Origin of the sequence: Marinobacter sp. LA51 (assembly GCF_030297175.1) — a bacterium.
Classification (GTDB): Bacteria; Pseudomonadota; Gammaproteobacteria; order Pseudomonadales; family Oleiphilaceae; genus Marinobacter; species Marinobacter apostichopi.
Map to the genome: position 1 here is coordinate 1726574 of NZ_AP028070.1, position 18089 is coordinate 1744662.

At 57.7% G+C, this 18089-nt stretch carries 18 protein-coding genes, 2 tRNA genes and 1 riboswitch; of the genes, 10 read left to right on the forward strand and 10 right to left on the reverse strand.

Translation table 11 applies throughout. The features are described 5' to 3' along the window. Positions 1–40 precede the first annotated feature (40 nt). Positions 41–814: a fructosamine kinase family protein gene (locus QUE89_RS07990; protein WP_286222668.1), complete on the forward strand. Its 774-nt coding sequence runs from the start codon at positions 41–43 to the stop codon at positions 812–814. Here QUE89_RS07990 and QUE89_RS07995 read toward each other — a convergent pair. Next, positions 811–1758, reverse strand: a complete 948-nt coding sequence (locus QUE89_RS07995; protein ID WP_286222669.1) for an AEC family transporter — start codon at positions 1756–1758, stop codon at positions 811–813. The genes QUE89_RS07990 and QUE89_RS07995 overlap by 4 nt on opposite strands. A gap of 269 nt (positions 1759–2027) precedes the next feature. On the opposite strand from QUE89_RS07995, the gene QUE89_RS08000 reads away from it, so the two are divergent. Continuing rightward, positions 2028–2432 carry a DUF1330 domain-containing protein gene (locus tag QUE89_RS08000; RefSeq protein ID WP_286222670.1) on the forward strand — a complete coding sequence of 135 codons (405 nt, stop codon included), beginning with the start codon at positions 2028–2030 and terminating at the stop codon, positions 2430–2432. 2 nt (positions 2433–2434) lie between these two features. Here the strand turns inward: QUE89_RS08000 and QUE89_RS08005 are convergent, their stop codons facing one another. Both QUE89_RS08005 and QUE89_RS08010 read right to left on the reverse strand, forming a co-directional pair. Then, on the reverse strand, positions 2435–2767 hold the full coding sequence (locus QUE89_RS08005; RefSeq protein WP_286222671.1) for a branched-chain amino acid transporter permease: 333 nt from the start codon (positions 2765–2767) through the stop codon (positions 2435–2437). Next, the gene (locus tag QUE89_RS08010) at positions 2760–3467 is read right to left on the reverse strand and encodes an AzlC family ABC transporter permease (protein ID WP_286222672.1); all 708 of its coding nucleotides are present in this window, start codon (positions 3465–3467) and stop codon (positions 2760–2762) included. The genes QUE89_RS08005 and QUE89_RS08010 overlap by 8 nt, the downstream gene beginning before the upstream one ends. 168 nt (positions 3468–3635) lie before the next feature. Between QUE89_RS08010 and QUE89_RS08015 the strand changes: the two genes are divergently transcribed. The 5 genes from QUE89_RS08015 (at position 3636) to pgsA (ending at position 8757) form a co-directional block, all read left to right on the forward strand. Then, the gene (locus QUE89_RS08015; protein ID WP_286222673.1) at positions 3636–5255 is read left to right on the forward strand and encodes a methyl-accepting chemotaxis protein; all 1620 of its coding nucleotides are present in this window, start codon (positions 3636–3638) and stop codon (positions 5253–5255) included. Positions 5256–5352: 97 nt separating this feature from the next. Further along, complete coding sequence (locus QUE89_RS08020) at positions 5353–5604, forward strand: hypothetical protein (protein WP_286222674.1); 252 nt, start codon at positions 5353–5355, stop codon at positions 5602–5604. 94 nt (positions 5605–5698) lie between these two features. Then, a complete protein-coding gene (uvrY, locus tag QUE89_RS08025; RefSeq protein WP_286222675.1) occupies positions 5699–6358 on the forward strand; it encodes a UvrY/SirA/GacA family response regulator transcription factor in 660 nt (219 codons plus the stop codon). Next, positions 6342–8201, forward strand: coding sequence for an excinuclease ABC subunit UvrC (gene uvrC, locus QUE89_RS08030; protein ID WP_286222676.1), 1860 nt, complete (start codon positions 6342–6344; stop codon positions 8199–8201). Before uvrY ends, uvrC begins: the two co-directional genes overlap by 17 nt. A 7-nt stretch (positions 8202–8208) precedes the next feature. Further along, complete coding sequence (gene pgsA, locus QUE89_RS08035) at positions 8209–8757, forward strand: CDP-diacylglycerol--glycerol-3-phosphate 3-phosphatidyltransferase (RefSeq protein ID WP_041338638.1); 549 nt, start codon at positions 8209–8211, stop codon at positions 8755–8757. Between the two features lie 12 nt (positions 8758–8769). Here the strand turns inward: pgsA and QUE89_RS08040 are convergent, their stop codons facing one another. From QUE89_RS08040 to thiB, 7 genes are read right to left on the reverse strand one after another with little or no spacing between them, the layout of a single operon-like run. After that, the gene (locus QUE89_RS08040) at positions 8770–9384 is read right to left on the reverse strand and encodes an ABC-type transport auxiliary lipoprotein family protein (RefSeq protein WP_286222677.1); all 615 of its coding nucleotides are present in this window, start codon (positions 9382–9384) and stop codon (positions 8770–8772) included. Beyond that, complete coding sequence (locus tag QUE89_RS08045) at positions 9381–10319, reverse strand: MlaD family protein (RefSeq protein ID WP_286222678.1); 939 nt, start codon at positions 10317–10319, stop codon at positions 9381–9383. Before QUE89_RS08045 ends, QUE89_RS08040 begins: the two co-directional genes overlap by 4 nt. 5 nt (positions 10320–10324) lie before the next feature. Further along, positions 10325–11155: an ABC transporter ATP-binding protein gene (locus tag QUE89_RS08050; RefSeq protein WP_286222679.1), complete on the reverse strand. Its 831-nt coding sequence runs from the start codon at positions 11153–11155 to the stop codon at positions 10325–10327. 3 nt (positions 11156–11158) lie between these two features. Further along, the gene (locus tag QUE89_RS08055; RefSeq protein ID WP_434784095.1) at positions 11159–12319 is read right to left on the reverse strand and encodes an MlaE family ABC transporter permease; all 1161 of its coding nucleotides are present in this window, start codon (positions 12317–12319) and stop codon (positions 11159–11161) included. Positions 12320–12363: 44 nt separating this feature from the next. After that, a complete protein-coding gene (locus QUE89_RS08060; protein WP_286222680.1) occupies positions 12364–12978 on the reverse strand; it encodes an ATP-binding cassette domain-containing protein in 615 nt (204 codons plus the stop codon). Beyond that, positions 12971–14653, reverse strand: coding sequence for a thiamine/thiamine pyrophosphate ABC transporter permease (thiP, locus tag QUE89_RS08065; RefSeq protein WP_286222681.1), 1683 nt, complete (start codon positions 14651–14653; stop codon positions 12971–12973). Before thiP ends, QUE89_RS08060 begins: the two co-directional genes overlap by 8 nt. A 15-nt stretch (positions 14654–14668) precedes the next feature. Continuing rightward, positions 14669–15673 carry a thiamine ABC transporter substrate binding subunit gene (gene thiB, locus QUE89_RS08070; protein WP_286222682.1) on the reverse strand — a complete coding sequence of 335 codons (1005 nt, stop codon included), beginning with the start codon at positions 15671–15673 and terminating at the stop codon, positions 14669–14671. 54 nt (positions 15674–15727) lie between these two features. Then, a riboswitch (TPP riboswitch) is annotated at positions 15728–15826 on the reverse strand. Positions 15827–15979: 153 nt separating this feature from the next. Here thiB and QUE89_RS08075 point away from each other — a divergent pair. The 3 genes from QUE89_RS08075 (at position 15980) to QUE89_RS08085 (ending at position 18079) form a co-directional block, all read left to right on the forward strand. Beyond that, positions 15980–16055, forward strand: a tRNA-Gly gene (locus tag QUE89_RS08075). Positions 16056–16121: 66 nt separating this feature from the next. After that, positions 16122–16195, forward strand: a tRNA-Cys gene (locus QUE89_RS08080). 168 nt (positions 16196–16363) lie between these two features. Beyond that, positions 16364–18079: an NADH-ubiquinone oxidoreductase-F iron-sulfur binding region domain-containing protein gene (locus tag QUE89_RS08085; RefSeq protein WP_286222683.1), complete on the forward strand. Its 1716-nt coding sequence runs from the start codon at positions 16364–16366 to the stop codon at positions 18077–18079. Positions 18080–18089: the final 10 nt, after the last annotated feature.

The window sequence follows — 18089 nt, forward strand, 5'->3', positions numbered from 1 at the left end:
ACCGGCTGTAGGTCGATGTATTCAAGAAGGCTGGAGTGCAATGTCTGGGATTTTCTGTAAGCGTAACACCACGGTATACCCTAATGCTCTGTTCTGCGAAGCAGAGGGGTTAGGCCGACTTTCTAATGGTTTGAAAACGGCGGGTGTTGAATCCGTTCGGGTTCCGGAGGTTGTCCGGGTAGACGAATCGACTCTCGAGATAACGGCCATAGAGCCGGCCCGGATCGACGATTGCGCGCTCGAAGCGCTGGGTGAGGGGCTGGCGGCACTGCACAGGCTGCCGCAGTCCATGTATGGCTGGCACGGGGGCAATTACATCGGGCTGTCGCCGCAGCCGAACTGCTGGGCCGAATCCTGGGGCGAGTTCTTTGTCCAGAACCGTCTACGCTATCAGGTGTCCCGAGTTCGGGCGAGCGGCGTTCGCAACCGATTCGAAGGCATTCTGGATCAGTGTGATGACACTCTGATTCGCTGGCTGAACGAGCATTGCGACCACCCGAGCCTGCTACACGGCGACCTCTGGAGTGGCAATGTTTTGTTTGATCGGGAAGGGCCCTGGCTCATCGACCCGGCGATCTATTGCGGGGATCGCGAAGCGGATCTGGCGATGACAGAGATGTTCGGAGGTTTCGGGGCTGCCTTTTACCGGGCCTATGACCGGACCTTCCGCCGAACTTCGGTTTATGAGCAGAAGCGCGACATTTACAACCTGTACCACTACCTCAACCATTACAACCTGTTTGGCAGTAGCTACCAGTGGGGCTGCGAGCGCGGCTTTGTAGCGATGCAGGAGCTCTGCATGCGCACCGCCTAGATCAGCCCAGCACTGCGCAGGGCAAACACCCCAAGAGTCACGGTAATGCTGGCCATCAGGGTCGTCAACGCAATGATGTTGGCGGCCAGGCGATCATTGCCGCCCAGTGCTTTCACCATGACAAAGCTCGCGGCAGCTGTGGGGCTGGCAAAGTACAAAAACATCAGGCCCAGTTCTGCGCCCCGAAAGCCTACAAGCCAGGCTGCAGCCGTACACAGGGCCGGCAACACCACCATTTTCAGGGAGCTGGAGCCCAAAGCCGTGGAACTGTCGCTGCGGATGGCGCTGAGCGATACCGTGGCGCCAATACATAACAACGCCAGCGGCAGGGTCAGGGACGCGAAATAATCCCCGGAGGTCATAACCCATTCCGGAAACCGTATATCCAGCCAGGCGACTGGAATGGCGACGATGACCGCTATGATCAACGGGTTTCGGATAATATCGTGGCCGATGCGTCGCCAGCTGGCGGTTTGCCCCGGCTGATAGGCAATCAGCACGATGACCGACAGCGCGTTGTAGGAAATGATCACCAGCCCAAGCAGGATACCGCCCGCAGACAGTCCGAAGTCGCCATAAAGGTTCGCTGCCAGAGCGAGGCCCACAATGCCACAGTTGCCCCGGAACGCGCCCTGCACATAAACGCCCCGGTCAGCGTGAGGTACTCGCCAGTACGCCCAGAGCCAGGCCAGCGCAAAGCTCGCAATGGTTGCCGCCAGGTAGAAGCCTAGCAGGCTGAAGTTCAGTGCCGTATCGAGATCCGCCCGGATGATGCTCAGAAACACCAGTGTCGGCAGCGTGGCCTTGAATACCAGGGCCGAGGCCGTGTTGACGAACGCGCTGTCGATCCAATTGATCCTGCGCAATCCCATGCCAATAAAGACCATGGCAAATACAGGCAGGGTTGTTTCCAGGGTTTGCAGGAAAATGTCCGTCAGGTTCATGCCGGTATCGAGTTCCCTTGGTCGGCGAATGGGGTGCGTAAGTGAGGGTTCCACAGGAGGTTTTATTGTATGTGCTCGCTAAATAGTAAGCTATCTTTATGCTCCTAAAGTCCAATGCCAATCCCAATGCCTGGTAGACCTGTTTTAGTAGGTCCTTGTTCGGCGGCAAAAAAGCGCCAGTGTGAAAGAATTCTAACGAAAATCCTTGTCCCAAGGCCTCAGGCCTAGGCTATAGTGGGCGCCAATCGCCGAAGAAGAAGAGGACCAGGATGGAAGCCGTCAATCCGACCCCGGAGCAATTACAGAAAGTGCTGGCGGATACGCCAAAGGATCAACCGGTGGTCATGTTGAACCTGCTGAGATTCCGCGACCGGGCCAGCTACCCCGATGAGGCCATGGAACGCTCAGGTCGCGAAGCCTACAAGCTTTACATGGAAGAGGCGGGTGCCTGCGTCAGGGCTGTGGGTGCCGAGGTTATCTGGTCCGGCAACAGTGTTGGCTCTCTCATAGCACCGCCGGAAGAATCCTGGGACCAGGTTCTGCTAGTACGCTACCCGTCCATTGATGCCTTCATGGCAATGATTGAAAGCCCGGAATACAAGGGTGTGGTTAAGCATCGGACTGCCGCCGTTCAGGATTCCCGGCTGGTTGCGAATCTCGAAGACCGCGGCTGACGTCAGAACACACCGGTTTGCTGGATGACCATGTAGCTGGCGGTTCCTGCAGCAATGGATAGCAGGGCATTGCGCTGCCAGAGATGTACGGCGATCACCAGCAACCCTGGTATAAGGGCATCGAAACCCGGCAGGTCAGCCGTCCAGGTGCCAGAGCGTTGCAGAAACACCGTTGCCAGCAGGGCCATCACCGCGGCCGGCAAGTAACGCCCCAGGTGCTGAATCAGCGGATGTTCCGTGTGCCGCTCGAAAAACAGAAACGGAATGACCCGCGTCGCGAAGGTCGCGACTGCAGCAACGGCAATGAATGCGGCAATATAGGTCGATTCAGCCACGATTCACGTCTCCTTCCGATGATTGCTCACCACGTATTCGCCGATAGTGAAGCAGCAAAATAGCGGTAACGATGGCAATAGCCCCGATAAGCTGATGAGCTGGCGGTAGGGCAATCATGGCTACGCCTGCGGCAGCTGCGCCCAGCCAGACCGGCAGGCTGTCGCCGAGCGCCTTCAATTGCTCAATGGTCAGGACAATAAAGAGCGCGACCAGCGCAAATTCGATGCCGGTGCTGTTAAACGCCACATTATCCGCAAGCAAGGCACCCAGCGCGCAGCCGATCACCCAATAGCCCTGATTGAACGCGGTAATCCGGAAATCAACGGTTTGCTCGTAGGCGCGATCTGGCCCGCGTGGGCGGCTCGTTAGCAGTGAGTAGGTTTCGTCGGTGAGGCCAAAGATCAGGTACACCTTACGCCAGCCAGCGCCGCGGAACTGCCCGAGTAGCGACAGACCGTAAAAAAGATGGCGGGCGTTCAGGACAAACATCGCGACAAATACCTCAACCAATCCGGCATTGGCGGCCAGCAGGCTCACCGCCAGGATCTGCCCGGCACCGGCAAAAATCACCACGCCCATCAACGGCGCAATCCACCAGGCGTACTCCAGCTGGGTCGCAAACAGCACGCCGAACGCCATGCCCAAGGGTAGGTAGCCGAATAAAATGGGTAAGGTCAGCCGAAAAACGGAGTGATTCATTAACATCCAGCCTGATTTAAAGTCGCGATAATAGGCAATTAACCCCTGTTTTTGAAGCGATTCCGCGCTGGCCTCCAAAGCCAAAGACAGCGTTCAAATGTCCATTTGACATAAAAGCGTCACAGAACTGTCTTAACCTGCTGTTCTCAGTCTGTCGTTGGAGTCGTCATGTTAGGCACCGTTCGCGCCCGTATATTTTGTTTTGCCTTTCTTTGTGTTTTTGCCCTGGCCGGGCTGGCCACTCTGTCCGGGACGATCATTCTCAAGGCCGAGGAGGCCTCGGATGAACTGATTCGCACCAACCTTGAAGAAACCTGGCTGCTTGCAGACCTGGAGCAGTCTCACCGCAAGCTCCAGGATCTGGCCTATAAAATTAAAGCCCAGCTTCTGCTGTGGGATGAGATCCAGCCGGCTTTTGCGGACCTGGAAGTCTCACTGCCGGAACACTGGGAGGCGGTAAAGGCTAACAGCGGTTTGCAACCCTGGTCTGAGAGCCACATCGAGGATTTCGAGCGGGTTCAGGCGCTGATGGTCGCCATGAGTGAGGGTATAGAACAAAAGAGCTATTACCGGGTTGGTCAGGTGGTGGACTTCGATCTGTTCCCCGCGCTTGAGCCAATGCTGGCGGCCATAAACGAACGTCAAGAGAGTAGTCGCGAATCGGTTAAAAACGGCGCCGACGATCTGCTGTCCTTTCTGTCCGATCAGCAAACCTTTCTGGTGGCCGGATCGGTCGGTTTCCTGGCGTTGGTGATCTTGATGACCCTGTGGTTGCGGGTGTCGGTCATCCAAAGGCTGCGGCGAATTGCTCGGGAGCTGGAGGCCATGGAAGAGCACAGCGACCTGACTCGAGTCCCAGTATTGAACGGCAAGGACGAGGTGGCCGGTGTCAGCCGTGCTCTGGGCGCCCTGGTGAGTCGGTTCGAGCAATTCATTGGAGATGTTCGCGGCGCGGCCGGTGGGTTGAACGAGCGCTCCAGCAATTTGGATCGTGGGGCAGAATCGTTGCAGCAGGCCTCGGAGAAAACCCGGCAGCAAATTCAGGATGTCAGTCAGTCCATGGCGGCGATTGGCGATCAGGCCTCAGCGATTGATCAGGCTACCAATGCCTCGGCAGAAACCGTGAGAGAGGCCGTTGCCGCCAACGTTGGGGTGCAGGAGCGCCTCGTTACCAGCGAAAAAGCGGCCGAGAACACCGTGGAAGTGATATCCCGGGTGTCGGCCTCCATTCATGCCTTGAATGAATCGACCGGAAAAATTGAGCAGGTGATCGGCGTGATCGCTGAGATTGCGGAGCAAACCAATCTGTTGGCGCTGAACGCGGCAATCGAAGCAGCCCGAGCTGGAGAGCATGGGCGCGGTTTTGCGGTGGTGGCGGACGAAGTTCGCACACTTTCTTTGCGGACCTCTGAATCGACCCAGAATATCTCGCAGTGGGTTCAGGACCTGGTTTCTGGGGTAGGCGGTGTAGATGGCTTGCTTGGAGAGATGAGTGAAGCTGGCAATCAGAACCGCGAGCATCTGGTTGCCCTGCGGGGGCATCTCGAAGGCTTGGGTGAGCGGTTTGTCCAGCTTGAGCAGCATAGTGCGGAAATTACCGGGGCCATAACCACCCAACACGATGAAATTGGCCGGGTGGGGCGCCGATCCGCGGTATTGGATGAAAGTGCTGACTTTCTTATCGAAAGTGTTGAGAATACTCGTTCCATCAGTGAGGCGCTGCGCCAGGAATCCCACTCCATGCGCCAATTGATAGCTCACTTCCGGACAGCATCCGACGCTGCCTGACTCGTCGATACTCTCCTTGATTGCTCGGGGCAATTGTTGATCAGGGCTTCTCGCGCACGGCCATAATCCTTACCATGTTGCTCAAGAGGGAGAATCTATGACCGACGATGCAGCCAACCAGGCCCAGCCAGACCCACGGGAAGAGAAGTTCGTGGTGGAAACCGAGCTACTGACTCAAGAGCAGTTGAATGGTCTGGTTGAGGAATATTGCACCCGCTACCACGGGCTGAACGACACCGAGAGTCCGCTGGCTGAACGTGACAGGGTTATGGCTGCGGTCAAGCACGGTGACCTTGTGGTCTGGTTTGATCCGGTCGAAAATACAGCAGGTTTGGGTACTTCGGCATGATAATTTGCCTGATATCATGATTTTGGCCCTATTTGAGTGTTAAGGTAACCAGTACAATTCTGCAGTTTCCCGTAGTCCGTGTGCGAGGTGAATTTTGATCAGGGTATTGGTTGTCGATGACCATGAGCTGGTGCGTTCGGGCATTACCCGTATGCTGGCCGATAACCCCGACCTGGACGTTATCGGGCAAGCATCCTCGGGCGAGGGCGCCATAGAGTTTGTTCGCCAGGAGCGGCCAGACATTGTTCTGATGGACATCAGGATGCCGGGCATTGGCGGCCTTGAAGCTACCCGCCGTATCCTTCGGATTGATGATTCCATTCGTGTTATCGTTGTTACCGCTTGTGCAGACGACCCGTATCCCACCCGAGTCATGCAGAGCGGGGCCTCCGCCTATATCACCAAGGGCGCGGACATCAAGGAAATGGTTCGGGCTATCCGCATGGCTCACTCAGGGCAACGCTACATCAGCCCGGAAATCGCCCAGAAAATGGCTCTCAAGCAGTTGAGCGGCGATCGTGACGACGACGGTGAGCTGTCGCTGTTCGAGCGACTGTCCGAGCGCGAAATGCAGATCGCCATGATGGTAGTCGATTGCCAGAAAGTTCAGGATATCTCCGATAAGCTATGCCTGAGTCCCAAAACGGTGAACAGCTACCGCTACCGAATCTTCGAAAAGCTCGAAATCTCCAGTGATGTTGAGTTGGCCTTGATGGCCGTCCGCCTCGGGTTGCTTGATGCCGACAAGGTCTGACCCCGCCAATAAAGCAGCGGAGTTCGACAGTAAGAACTTCCTGAAACAGCTCACAGAACGGCCCGGCGTCTATCGAATGTTCGATGAAGGCGGCAACGTCCTGTACGTTGGCAAGGCACGCAACCTCAAGAACCGGGTCAGCAGCTACTTCCGCAAAACCGGTCTGGCGCCCAAGACCGAGGCGCTGGTAGGCAAGATTGCCTCCATCGAAGTGACCATCACCGGGAGTGAAACCGAGGCGCTGCTGCTTGAGCAGAACCTGATCAAATCCCTGCGGCCTCCCTATAACATCCTGCTGCGGGACGATAAATCCTATCCCTACATCTACCTCTCGTCCCACAGCGATTATCCCTCGCTGACCTTTCGGCGTGGGCGCACGAAGAAGGGCGGCGGGACCTGGTTCGGGCCCTTTCCCAGCTCCGGGGCGGTCAAGGAAAGCCTTAATGTATTGCAAAAGGTTTTCCGTATAAGATCTTGTAGTGAAAGCTATTTTAAAAACAGAACTCGTCCGTGCCTGCAGTATCAGATCAACCGGTGCACCGCCCCCTGTGTGGAGTTCATCAGTCCCGAGGACTACCGCGAGGACATCCGCCGTGCCAGCATGTTCCTGGAGGGTAAGAACCCGGCAATCATCCAGGATCTGATGAATGCCATGGAGAAGGCGTCCAAAAGTCTCGACTTCGAAAAGGCGGCGGCCTACCGGGACCAGATCAACCACCTTCGGCACGTTCAGGAGCAACAATCGGTCGATGGCGAGGGCGGCGACGCCGATGTGATCGCCATCGCCCAGGACGCCGGCATTGTCTGCATCGTGGTGATCATCGTGCGTGGTGGCCGCGTGCTGGGTACCAAGGATTATTTTCCCCGCTACTCCATTGAGCAGACCGAAGGCGAATTGCTCAGTGCCTTTCTTGGCCAGTATTATTTTGGCGGTAACACCCGCCGGGAAATTCCCCGGGATGTTCTGGTGCCGGTGGATGTGGATGGCCAGGAATTGCTGGCCGAGGCACTGACCAAGGCGGCGAACCGGGACACCCGGATTCGCGGCAATGTTCGGGGTGAACGGCGTCGCTGGCTGGAACTGGCAATGACCAACGCGCGCCAGACCCTGCTGACGCACTTGGCCAGTAAGGAAACCGTGTACCGCCGGTTGCTGGCCCTGCGGGATACGCTGGAGTTAACGGAAACGCCCTCCAGAATGGAGTGTTTCGACATCAGCCACAGCCACGGTGAAAATACCGTCGCATCCTGTGTGGTTTTCGACGAGAATGGCCCACTGAAAAGCGACTATCGCCTATACAATATCGAGGGCGTAACCGCTGGCGATGATTATGCCGCCATGCGCCAGGTGTTAACCCGGCGCTATAAGCGTATGGTGGCCGGCGAGGGTAAACGCCCGGATTTGGTGTTTATCGACGGTGGTAAGGGCCAGCTGAATATAGCGCGTGAGGTCTTTGATGAACTGGAGATCTCGGAAATCCCGCTGATTGGTGTCGCCAAAGGCGTGACTCGTCGGGCGGGAATGGAACAGCTGATCGACGCCATGACCGGTGATGTGTTCCGGATACCGGCGGATTCGCCGGCTCTGCACTTGATTCAGCACATCCGGGATGAATCGCACCGGTTCGCCATTACCGGCCACCGGGCGCGCCGGGACAAAAAACGCCGGCAATCCACCCTGGAAGGCATCGAAGGGGTGGGGCCAAAGCGCCGGCGCGATCTGATTCGCTATTTTGGCGGGATACAGGGAATCCGCAAAGCCAGTGTGGATGAGATGACCAAAGTTACGGGCATCAGCAAGTCATTGGCGGAAAACATCTACGCAGCATTGCACGACGAGTAAGGACAGCATGAATTTACCTAACATACTCACGCTCTCACGCATCATCATGATTCCGGTGTTTGTGGTGATCTTTTATTTGCCGGTGGAGTGGAGTTACCTGGTAAGTGCCGGTATTTTTGCTTTGGCCGGTGTGACCGACTGGCTGGACGGATACCTGGCCCGAAAATTGGACCAAAGCACTCCGTTCGGGGCGTTTCTCGATCCCGTTGCTGACAAACTGATGGTAGCTGTGGCGTTGGCAGTGCTGATTGAAGAGCACGCAGCGATTCTGCTGACCATTCCGGCTACCGTCATTATCGGTCGTGAGATTGTCATTTCTGCGCTGAGGGAATGGATGGCTGAAATGGGCAGTCGCGCCAGCGTTGCGGTTTCCTACATCGGCAAGATCAAGACGACCGCGCAGATGGCAGCCATCGTGGGGTTGTTGGCATTCCCGCCGGGCGTGCTGGGCTCGAACATTGCGATCGCTCTGCTGTACATCGCTGCCGGCCTGACGCTCTGGTCCATGGGCCTTTACCTGAAGGCCGCCTGGGCTGACCTGTTTCCCGCCAAATAACCTCCCGGCAGGCTAGGGTTTGGGCTGGTGGCACTCACCAGCCCAGCGAACGGCGGACTCCGATAACTCCTGCCCAGCGCGGCTAAACGCCTCCACCACTTGTTCAATGGCCACGCTCTCTGAGCGCTCCTGCACCTTGAAACTGGTTGCGCACAGAGTCTTGCGACTCTGGTTGTCCAGCAACTGGCCATGCAGTTCAATCACAGCGTGGATGCCTTCGGCCTGGTACTCGGTGTGAAAGGCGGTCAATTCGCTCACCAGGGTCCAGTCTGCGTTGGCTGGGTTGGTGTCGCTGATCACCGAACTGAATCCCTGGCTGTCCCGAAGCGTTTCGACCAATAGATCGCGCATGACCACGGGCGCGGCGTCCCGCCAACGCACTGACGGGTAGATCTGAAATTCCAAAGGCGTAGGTTTCGCCAGAATCCGGTTGGTGCCCAACGGATCAGAAGCATAGGGCGTATCCACCCGCAAGCTCAGTTGGCGTGTTTGATTGGCACGGATTTCTGAGGAGGGCGCCGCAAAGTCCATGACTCGGGGCGCCTCCAGCTTTGGATACACCGAACATCCTGTGATCGTGCCCAGAAATACCGCGTTGGCTACGAAGACCACTCGCCTCAAGCTCACTGTGCTAGCTCCTGTATTGTTTCGCCGCCCCAGATGGCCCGCGTCGGGTCTTCACCCAGCCTGCGGGTGAGCTGGTTGAGATTGCGTAAAGTGTTGCGCAATTCCCGCAACGCTGGTGACAGGTCGCCCATTCCCTGCAGGCCTGATTCGATGGCGCCCTGATTGTTCTGGGTTAGCCGGTCAATGCGCGCTGACGTTGTTTCGATGGTTTTCAGCGCAGCATTCAGGGAGCCGAGCACTGCACGCCCCTCGTTTTCCAGAAGGGCATTGGCGTTGTCAGATACCTGGGAGACCTTCACGGCCGCTTCACCGGCCCGTTGGCTGGCCGAATCCAGTCGTGCCAGCAACTCGTTCAGCCGGCCGCGCTGGTCGAGCAGGGCGTCGGATACTTCCCGGGTGTTGTCGAGAACGGCGGTCAGGTTCTCAATATTCTTGTCCGAAAACATCTTGTTGGCATCGACCAGCAGGGACTCGGCTTTTTGCAACAGACTCTGACCATTGGCGAGGAGGCTGTCGAGCGCGGACGGCTTCGCGATGATCAGTGGCGGATCATTAATATCCCCGATCAGCTCGGGGCTGTCCGGGGTGCCGCCACTGAATTGCACGCTCATGCTGCCGGTGATGTTGGCAAGTACGAGCGAGGCCTGGGTGTTTTCCCGAATCGGAATGTTCTTATCGACTCGGATCAGCACGCGCACCTGACTCGGATCGCGGGGATTGAGCTTCAGCTCCACCACATCGCCAACCTGCACACCGCTGTAAAGCACCGGGTTGCCCTTTGAGAGGCCGCTAACCGGCTGATTAAATCCGATCTGATAGTAGGACCAGTCGCGATCGGCGGTTGATTTCGCGAGCCACAGGGCAAACAGCAACGCCGCTACAAACGCCAGCAGCGTAAACAGTCCGATAATAACGTGATGGGCCTTCGGTTCCATGGTGACTACTCCTGTGGCCTCAGTGCGTTTGCCCCGGTGGCGCTGCTCGCCGCGCGCCCACGCGGGCCGTTAAAATAATCCTGAATCCAGGGGTCGTCGATGGTGGCAACACGCTCCAGCCGGTCGGCAACCAAAACCTGTTTCTTTGCCAGTACCGCGATGCGATCGCAGGTGGCGTAAAGCGTGTCCAAGTCGTGGGTGACCAGAAATACCGTAAAACCGAGCGCGTCCCGCAAGGTCAGGATCAGCCGATCAAACGCGGCTGCGCCAATGGGGTCGAGGCCCGCGGTCGGTTCATCCAGAAACAGAATTTCCGGATCTAGCGCCAGCGCCCGTGCCAGGGCTGCCCGTTTAACCATGCCACCCGACAGCTCCGCCGGGTATTTCAGTGCAGCTTCCGGCGGTAATCCGGTTAGTGCCAGCTTCACTCGGGCCAGGTGCTCTGCGTCTGGCCTGCTCAGACCCGCATGCTCGATCAGTGGCACCGCCACGTTTTCCTGCAAGCTTAACGACGAAAACAGGGCCCCGCCCTGAAACAGCACGCCAAGCCGCTGCTCAATCAGAGAGCGGTCACCTGCAGAAAGCTCCTGGAGATCCTGCCCAAACACCCGAATGTGTCCCGACGTGGGTCGGTTCAGCCCAACAATGGTTCTGAGTAATACCGTTTTGCCGGTACCGGATCCTCCGACTACGCCAAGGATTTCCCCGGTCATTACGTCGAGGTCCAGGTTTTCATGAATTACCTGGCTGCCAAACCGGTTGCAGAGTTCGCGAACCTGAATCACGGTCTGGCCCTGTAGGTCAGGATGGGGCGCAAGTTGATGGTGTTTAAGCATGGCCTACACACCCATTTCCATGAAGAACAGGGCTGCAATTGAATCGATCAGAATCACCATGAAAATCGACTGAACGACGCTGGAAGTGGTGTGCTCGCCAACCGATTGCGCACTGCCGCTAACTTTAAAGCCCTCAAGGCAGCCGATCACCGCAATCAGAAAGGCAAATATCGGCGCCTTGGAAAGCCCGACCAGGTAGTGTCTGAGCTCAACACTCCGCTCGACAATCGCTATGAACTGCGGAGGGTAGATATCCAACACCAGGGCGCACACCGTGGCGCCGCCTGCCATGCCGGCTATCATGCCGACAAATGCGAGGATGGGCAGGCTGATCATCATCGCCAATACCCGTGGAATAACCAGCAGTTCAATCGGGTTCAGGCCCAGAGTCCGAATGGCATCCAGTTCCTGATTTACCTTCATTGCGCCTATGTGCGCGGTAAACGCACTGGCGGTGCGGCCCGCCAGCAGAATAGCCGCCAGTAACACGCCAAACTCCCGCAGGAAGGAAAACGCCACCAGGTTCACGGTATAGATAGTTGCCCCAAAGCTTTCGAGCACTGTTGCCCCAAGAAAGGCAACCACGGCGCCCACCAGGAAGGTGAGCAGTGCCACGATGGGCAGCGCATTCAGGCCGGTTTCCTGGATTGCGGCGATGAATGGCGTGACACGCCATCGCCAGGGTCGCAGGAGTATCGAAAACAGGACGGCCAGGGTTTGCCCGATGAAGCCGTTGAGTGCCTTTAGCAATTGATAGATGCCATCGGTGCGCTGACCGGTTTCGGCCAGGAATCGGGTGATCACGGGGATGGCGGGCGGTTCTGGCTCGGGGCGGTTAATCACGGCGTCGCACACAGCGCAGAGCAGTGCCGATCGCTCGGTAGGAAGTGCATTGGGTGCCGACGCCAGGGAGTGCAGGCGCTCAGGGCCGAGCAGGGTTATTAACTGAGACGCCCCCGCGGTATCGAGACGTTCCAGATGGGAGAGATCTACGTCCTCAAATGCCTGAGCTGACGCCTCTGCAACGGTTTGCTGAAGAAACGGATAATTCTGCAGCGTCCAGTCACCACGGATCTGCAGTGAATTGTCAGTGACAATAGCTTCGCCAGGCGACGAAGCGCTCGCCGCGAAAACCGACTCTTTCTTGCTCGCGGTGCTGGTCACGTTGGTCGACAATCCATTGATTGTTTTGGTGGTTAATCACTAGCTTAGAGGCTCCACCGACTATCCGCCAGCACCTGCCGGTCCTCTTCATCGTGGCTAGCCAGAACTATGGTAATGCCTTGGGCTTTGTGTTCCACCAACATTGCCCGAAGTGTATTTCGAGTATCCTCATCCAGCCCGGTCAGGGGCTCGTCGAGCAGCAGTAAAGGTTGGTTCCGCAACAGTGCCCGCAACAAAGCCACCCGTTGGCGCTGCCCGCCCGAAAGGGCCGATGGCATCCGCTCGCCAAACCCGGCAAGACCAACCCGTGCCAGTCCCGCTTGTATCGCCTGCTTCTGTTCGCGGGACAGCTTCATTCCAGGGTGAATGCCAAGGCCGATATTGGTCTGCACATCCAGGTGCTCAAACAGGTTGTGTTCCTGGAACACGCTGGTCATGGGGCGTTGCCACGGCGCGAGCTGATCAACGTTCTGCCCCTGCCAGATGATTGTGCCAGCAGCGGGTGAAAGAAATCCGGCGAGCAGTCCCAGCAGGGTGGATTTGCCAGACCCGCTGGGCCCGTCGATGGCAATGCACTGGCCCCGACCAACTTGGAAATCAAAGCTCCAGGTACAGTCATTCGACGGGTAGGTAAAGGTCAGGTTGCGAACCTCAAGCATCCGAGGTCTCCAGTTGATTTGGCATTGGGGCCTGAAGCCCCTGTGACTTTGTGGGTGGTCTCCCCACCAAATTGAACAGACCAAACAAGGCTAGTAGCACCATCATCAACCAAAGCCCGGTGCCGGCCGCCGCGTTGATTTGATAGCTCCCTAGTTGCTGGTACAGCAGCACCGGCAGCGTCGGGTTGCCGGGTGATCCAAACAGCGCAATCACGCCGAAATCGCCGAGTGATAAGCCAGTGCCGTAGGCAAGCCCGAGGGCCAGGGGGCGCCTGAGCCTCGGCCAGTGTAACCAGCGCCAGCGGTACCAACCCCTGATACCCAACTGGTCCGCCAGCCGGATACTCGCCGGGTCCAGGTTGCGGAGCGGCCCGCGGAGGAGCTGCATGACAAAGGGCAGGGCCATCATGGCATTGATAAGAGCGACTAAGGCCAGCCCTTCGCTGGCGATACCGAGTTTTGGTCGCAGCAATAGAAACAGACCGGTGGCCAGAACCAGCGGAGGAATGATCAGCGGCAAATAGGCTGAAGTCTCAAGCAGCCGTGAAATAGGCGTGTTGGTGTTGCCCGGTTTCGCCCCGAGTATCAGCAGTGACGTTGCCACCGAGACCACACCTGCGGGCAGGGCAATGCCGAGGCTGAGCGCAGTTGCCTTCAAGAGTTGCAGGCCCTGATCAGCAAAGCCCGATGGCATCAGCGCATCGGCCAGCCCTGGCAAGCCTCGGGCCAGCACTGCGAGCAGAGGGAGGGTCAGGAACAGCCCAAACGCCGCAAGCAGTCCGCTATCCAGCAGCTTTCTGACGCCTTTCGCATCAGGACGGGCATGGCTAATGACGAGTTGTCGATCGGGTATCAGGGCGGTGTTAAGTCCCTTGCGCAACACCAGCCACCAGAGCGTTCCGCAGATCAGTAGCTGTATCAGTGCCAGCAGTGCCGCCCGGCCAGCATCAAACTCGAAGCGCAGCGCCTGGTAAATGGCGACTTCAATAGTGGATGTCGCCGGCCCGCCACCCAAGGTCATGACAATGGCGAAACTGGTGAAGCAGAGAGTGAATACTAACGCCACGATCCCGGGTAAAACCGGCCGGATACTGGGCCATTCCAGGCTGCGCCAGAGCCAGAGTGAGCCAAGGCCCAATTGGCTGGCAATGCGGCGCTGAGTCGATGGGGCGCTTTCCAAAGCTTGCAGCAGAATGCGCGCAGCCAGAGGTGCATTGAAGAAAACATGGGCCAGCACAATGCCGTTGAGGCCATACAGGTTCCAACTCAAGGACGGCAGCCACTCTTGAATCGCAACGGTCAGCCAGCCTTGCCGACCATACATACTGACCAGCCCGGACACGGCAACGATGGTGGGTATCACCAGGCTGAGCTCCATCAGCCTTAGCAGCAGGGCGCGCCCGACAAATTTCCGGTGGCGGTCCAGCGCCCGGGCAATGGGAAGGGCGAGCAAGACACTGATAGATACCGACAGGAACGCCTGCCAGAGTGTGAACAGCACCACGCTGCGCAGATAACGGCTAGTCCACAAGTCGCCTATGTCCAGCGCCGGCGCCTGCCAGAACAAGGCGCCAGCACCACTGACTGTCAGCAAGACAATCGCCAGTGCAAACAGGCAACCTGGCCAGTGCTGCCAGCCCGGTTGACTGAGAGGAGCGCGAGTGAAATCAGACATAAACGACTGGCCCGGTTATCGGGTCATGGCGTTCAGCCATTCGTCCAGCCAGGCGCGCCGATTTTTCGCCACTTCAGCGGGCTCAAAGTAGCGGGCTTCGCTTGGAGTGATCAGTTTATCGAAGACATCGGGCAATTCAGGGCCAAGGTTGATGGCTGGATACATCACGTTCTTCAGGGGAATGTGAAGCTGGAACCCGTCGGTCAGCATAAACTGCAGAAACTCCCGGCCCAGCTCTTTCTGATTAGATGAATCTACCAGAGCCGCTACTTCCACTTGCAGGTAGTGCCCCTCGGCAAAATTCGCCGCCTGATAACGGTCGGTTTTATCGATCGCCATGTGATAGGCGGGCGAGGTGCTGTAGGACAGGATCATCGGTGCTTCGCCATTCATGAACAGTGAGAAGTAACCATCGCTCCAGCTCTTGGTGGTGGTCAGAATCTTGTCCTTGAGCTGTGTCCATTTCTCTGGCGCCTGGTCTCCGTAGACATGGCGCAGCCACAACAAAAGTCCCAGACCCGGGGTGCTGGTGCGCGGGTCCTGGATGATGATCTTCAAATCATCCGGCGCAGCAATCAGTTCTTCCAGGCTGGCTGGCGGATTGGGCAATTGCTCGGTGTCGTAGACAAACGCAAAATAGCCCCAGTCAAAGGGCACGAACAGGTCGTCGGCCCAGTCAATGGGTAGGTTCAGAGAACTGGTGTCAATCTTGTGGGCGGCCAGCAAGCCAGTCTGTCGGGCAGTCTCCATGGTGCCGGTATCCAGCCCCAGAACTACATCCGCCTCGCTGCTATCGCCTTCAAGACGAAGCCGCTGGAGGATGTCGCCGCTGCTTTCCAGAACCACGAAGTTCACCTGGCAACTGCACTGCTGCTCGAACGCGGTTTTTACGGCAGGGCCGGGGCCCCAGTCTGAGGCAAAGGAAGGATAGGTATAAACAGTCAGTTCGCTGGCCGCCTGTGCAGTGGCAGAAAGCGGCAGAAGCAGGGCAAGCAGTAAACGTGCGGTAGGTAGGTGCATGGTTGTAGATTCCTCCGGGAAAACTGGGGGAGCAACCATGGCGCGGGCCACCAACCGTGGTGAGCACTCAATCCCTTCGCCGGCATAATCCGGATCAGGTTCCGCGGGTCTGGTCTCAGCCCTGTGTCGAAGAGGGCACCCCGTTGAGTTGGCCGAAGTATATCATGCTGCTAATTGGTCTGTCTGAAGCCGGGTATTCAGGCGGGAGGCGGCTAAAAATTGTCCAGAAACCATTATAAAACAAAAAGTTGAAAAAAGAGGTTGACGGAATCGGCCGAATCCGTAGAATACGCCCTCGTTGACCAAGCGGGAATAGCTCAGTTGGTAGAGCACAACCTTGCCAAGGTTGGGGTCGCGAGTTCGAATCTCGTTTCCCGCTCCAGTTAACACAGTCTCTCAATGCCCACCTGAGAGCATGAAAGTCCTCCTCCTAAACGGACTTTTACCCGGCGCGGTGGCAGAGTGGTTATGCAGCGGACTGCAACTCCGTGTACGCCGGTTCGATTCCGACCCGCGCCTCCATTTTTACCCCCTCTTATCAATATTTAAGCTCCAAGCCAGATTCGTCTCGCTGTGCAGCTAATTCCCGATCTTCTGGTGCCTCGACACACTGCTATGCTTCAATGACGTGTAATCTGCCAGACCAGCAGAAAATGCTGTCTGTTGTGCTTCGGTGCGTGGTCGAAAATAATGAAAACAGACGAACAGAAGGTCAAACGCCGGCGTTCCGGCCTTCGTGGCCGACAACTGGAACCGTCGGTTCTGTCAGAGCTGCGGCACCTGATCGGTGACGAACGTACTGATTCGTCGTTGCGCTACCGCGATCGACTGATCGAGCACCTGCATGTACTTCAGGATGCCGAGGGCTGCCTCTCCATGCCCCGTCTCCGGGCCCTTTCTACATTCATGAACCTACCCATGGCCGCCATTCATGAAACGGCCACGTTTTACGCCCATTTCGATGTTGTTCATGACGAGCAATCGCCACCACCGGCAATAACACTTCGGGTATGCGACTCGCTTTCGTGCCAACTGGCGGGCGCAGGCTCACTGCACGAGGCGCTGGCTGATGGGCATGACCCGAGTCAGGTGCGTGTTGTGCACGCACCCTGCATGGGCCGCTGTGATACAGCACCCGTGGTGGCCGTGGGGCAACATCATGTATGCAACGCCACTGCCCAGGCGGTTGGCGCGGCAGTTGAACAAAAACATCTTCAACCCGACGACATCCACTGGCAGAAGCTGGCGGATTACCGATCGGTGGGTGGTTACCAGTTGCTGAAGGATTGCCGGGAAGGACGGGTTACCGTCGAGTCCCTTGCTGAAGAACTTGAGCAGGCGGGCCTGCGCGGCCTTGGCGGCGCGGGGTTCCCCACGTTCCGAAAATGGCAGGCCGTGCGTGCCGAGCCCGGGCCCCGCTACGCGGTAATTAACGCAGACGAGGGTGAACCGGGTACGTTCAAAGATCGTTTTTACCTGGAACGAGAACCCCATGTTTTTCTGGAAGGTGCGCTGGTTAGCGCCTGGGTGGTTGAGGCGAAGGCTCTCTACATATATCTGCGGGATGAATATCCCGGCCTGCACCGTGTGATTAAAGAGGCCATAGCGGAGCTGGAATCAGCCGGAATCGTTGAGCAGGGCTTCGTCATCCTGCGTCGGGGCGCGGGCGCGTATATCTGCGGCGAGGAATCCGCCCTGATCGAGTCCCTGGAAGGTAAACCCGGCAAGCCACGCCATCGCCCGCCATTTGTCGCCCAGAAAGGACTGTTTAACCAGCCAACTCTCGTTAATAACGTCGAGACCGTTTACTGGATTCCGCGCATCCATGCCCAGGGCGCCGACTGGTTCGCCAGCCAGGGGCGGCATGGTCGCAAGGGGCTTCGCAGCTTTTCGGTCTCCGGGCGAGTCGCGCGGCCCGGTGTGCATGTCGCACCCGCAGGCATCACTCTCAATGAGTTGATAGCGGAATACTGCGGTGGCATGGCGAAAGGGCATCGCCTGCTGGCCTACCTTCCCGGTGGGGCTTCCGGGGGCATACTGCCGGCCAGCAAAGCCGACATACCGCTGGATTTCGACACTTTGCAGGAGCACGGCTGCTTCATCGGCTCTGCGGCGGTTATCGTCCTCTCTGATCAGGATGATTTGGCCGCTGCGGCCACCAATCTTTTGAGCTTTTTTGCGGATGAATCCTGCGGCCAGTGCACGCCCTGCCGCGTGGGCACCGAAAAAATGCTTACCTTGCTGGAGCGCGATACCTGGGATGAGCAAACGCTCCAACAGCTGGCCAGAGTGATGGCAGATGCCTCTATCTGCGGTCTCGGCCAGGCTGCGCCCAATCCGGTGTTGAGTCTGCTGCGGGACTTCCGTAGCGAGCTCGCCAGCCAAAAACTGATCGCGAAAGGGTAGGGAGGCTGCC

Coding starts and splice junctions, on each gene's coding strand:
- QUE89_RS07990 (WP_286222668.1), top strand. CDS start 41: ATGTCTGGGATTTTCTGTAAGCGTAACACCACGGTATACCCTAATGCT.
- QUE89_RS07995 (WP_286222669.1), bottom strand. CDS start 1,758: ATGAACCTGACGGACATTTTCCTGCAAACCCTGGAAACAACCCTGCCT.
- QUE89_RS08000 (WP_286222670.1), top strand. CDS start 2,028: ATGGAAGCCGTCAATCCGACCCCGGAGCAATTACAGAAAGTGCTGGCG.
- QUE89_RS08010 (WP_286222672.1), bottom strand. CDS start 3,467: ATGAATCACTCCGTTTTTCGGCTGACCTTACCCATTTTATTCGGCTAC.
- QUE89_RS08015 (WP_286222673.1), top strand. CDS start 3,636: ATGTTAGGCACCGTTCGCGCCCGTATATTTTGTTTTGCCTTTCTTTGT.
- QUE89_RS08020 (WP_286222674.1), top strand. CDS start 5,353: ATGACCGACGATGCAGCCAACCAGGCCCAGCCAGACCCACGGGAAGAG.
- uvrC (WP_286222676.1), top strand. CDS start 6,342: ATGCCGACAAGGTCTGACCCCGCCAATAAAGCAGCGGAGTTCGACAGT.
- pgsA (WP_041338638.1), top strand. CDS start 8,209: ATGAATTTACCTAACATACTCACGCTCTCACGCATCATCATGATTCCG.
- QUE89_RS08045 (WP_286222678.1), bottom strand. CDS start 10,319: ATGGAACCGAAGGCCCATCACGTTATTATCGGACTGTTTACGCTGCTG.
- QUE89_RS08050 (WP_286222679.1), bottom strand. CDS start 11,155: ATGCTTAAACACCATCAACTTGCGCCCCATCCTGACCTACAGGGCCAG.
- QUE89_RS08060 (WP_286222680.1), bottom strand. CDS start 12,978: ATGCTTGAGGTTCGCAACCTGACCTTTACCTACCCGTCGAATGACTGT.
- thiP (WP_286222681.1), bottom strand. CDS start 14,653: ATGTCTGATTTCACTCGCGCTCCTCTCAGTCAACCGGGCTGGCAGCAC.
- thiB (WP_286222682.1), bottom strand. CDS start 15,673: ATGCACCTACCTACCGCACGTTTACTGCTTGCCCTGCTTCTGCCGCTT.
- QUE89_RS08085 (WP_286222683.1), top strand. CDS start 16,364: ATGAAAACAGACGAACAGAAGGTCAAACGCCGGCGTTCCGGCCTTCGT.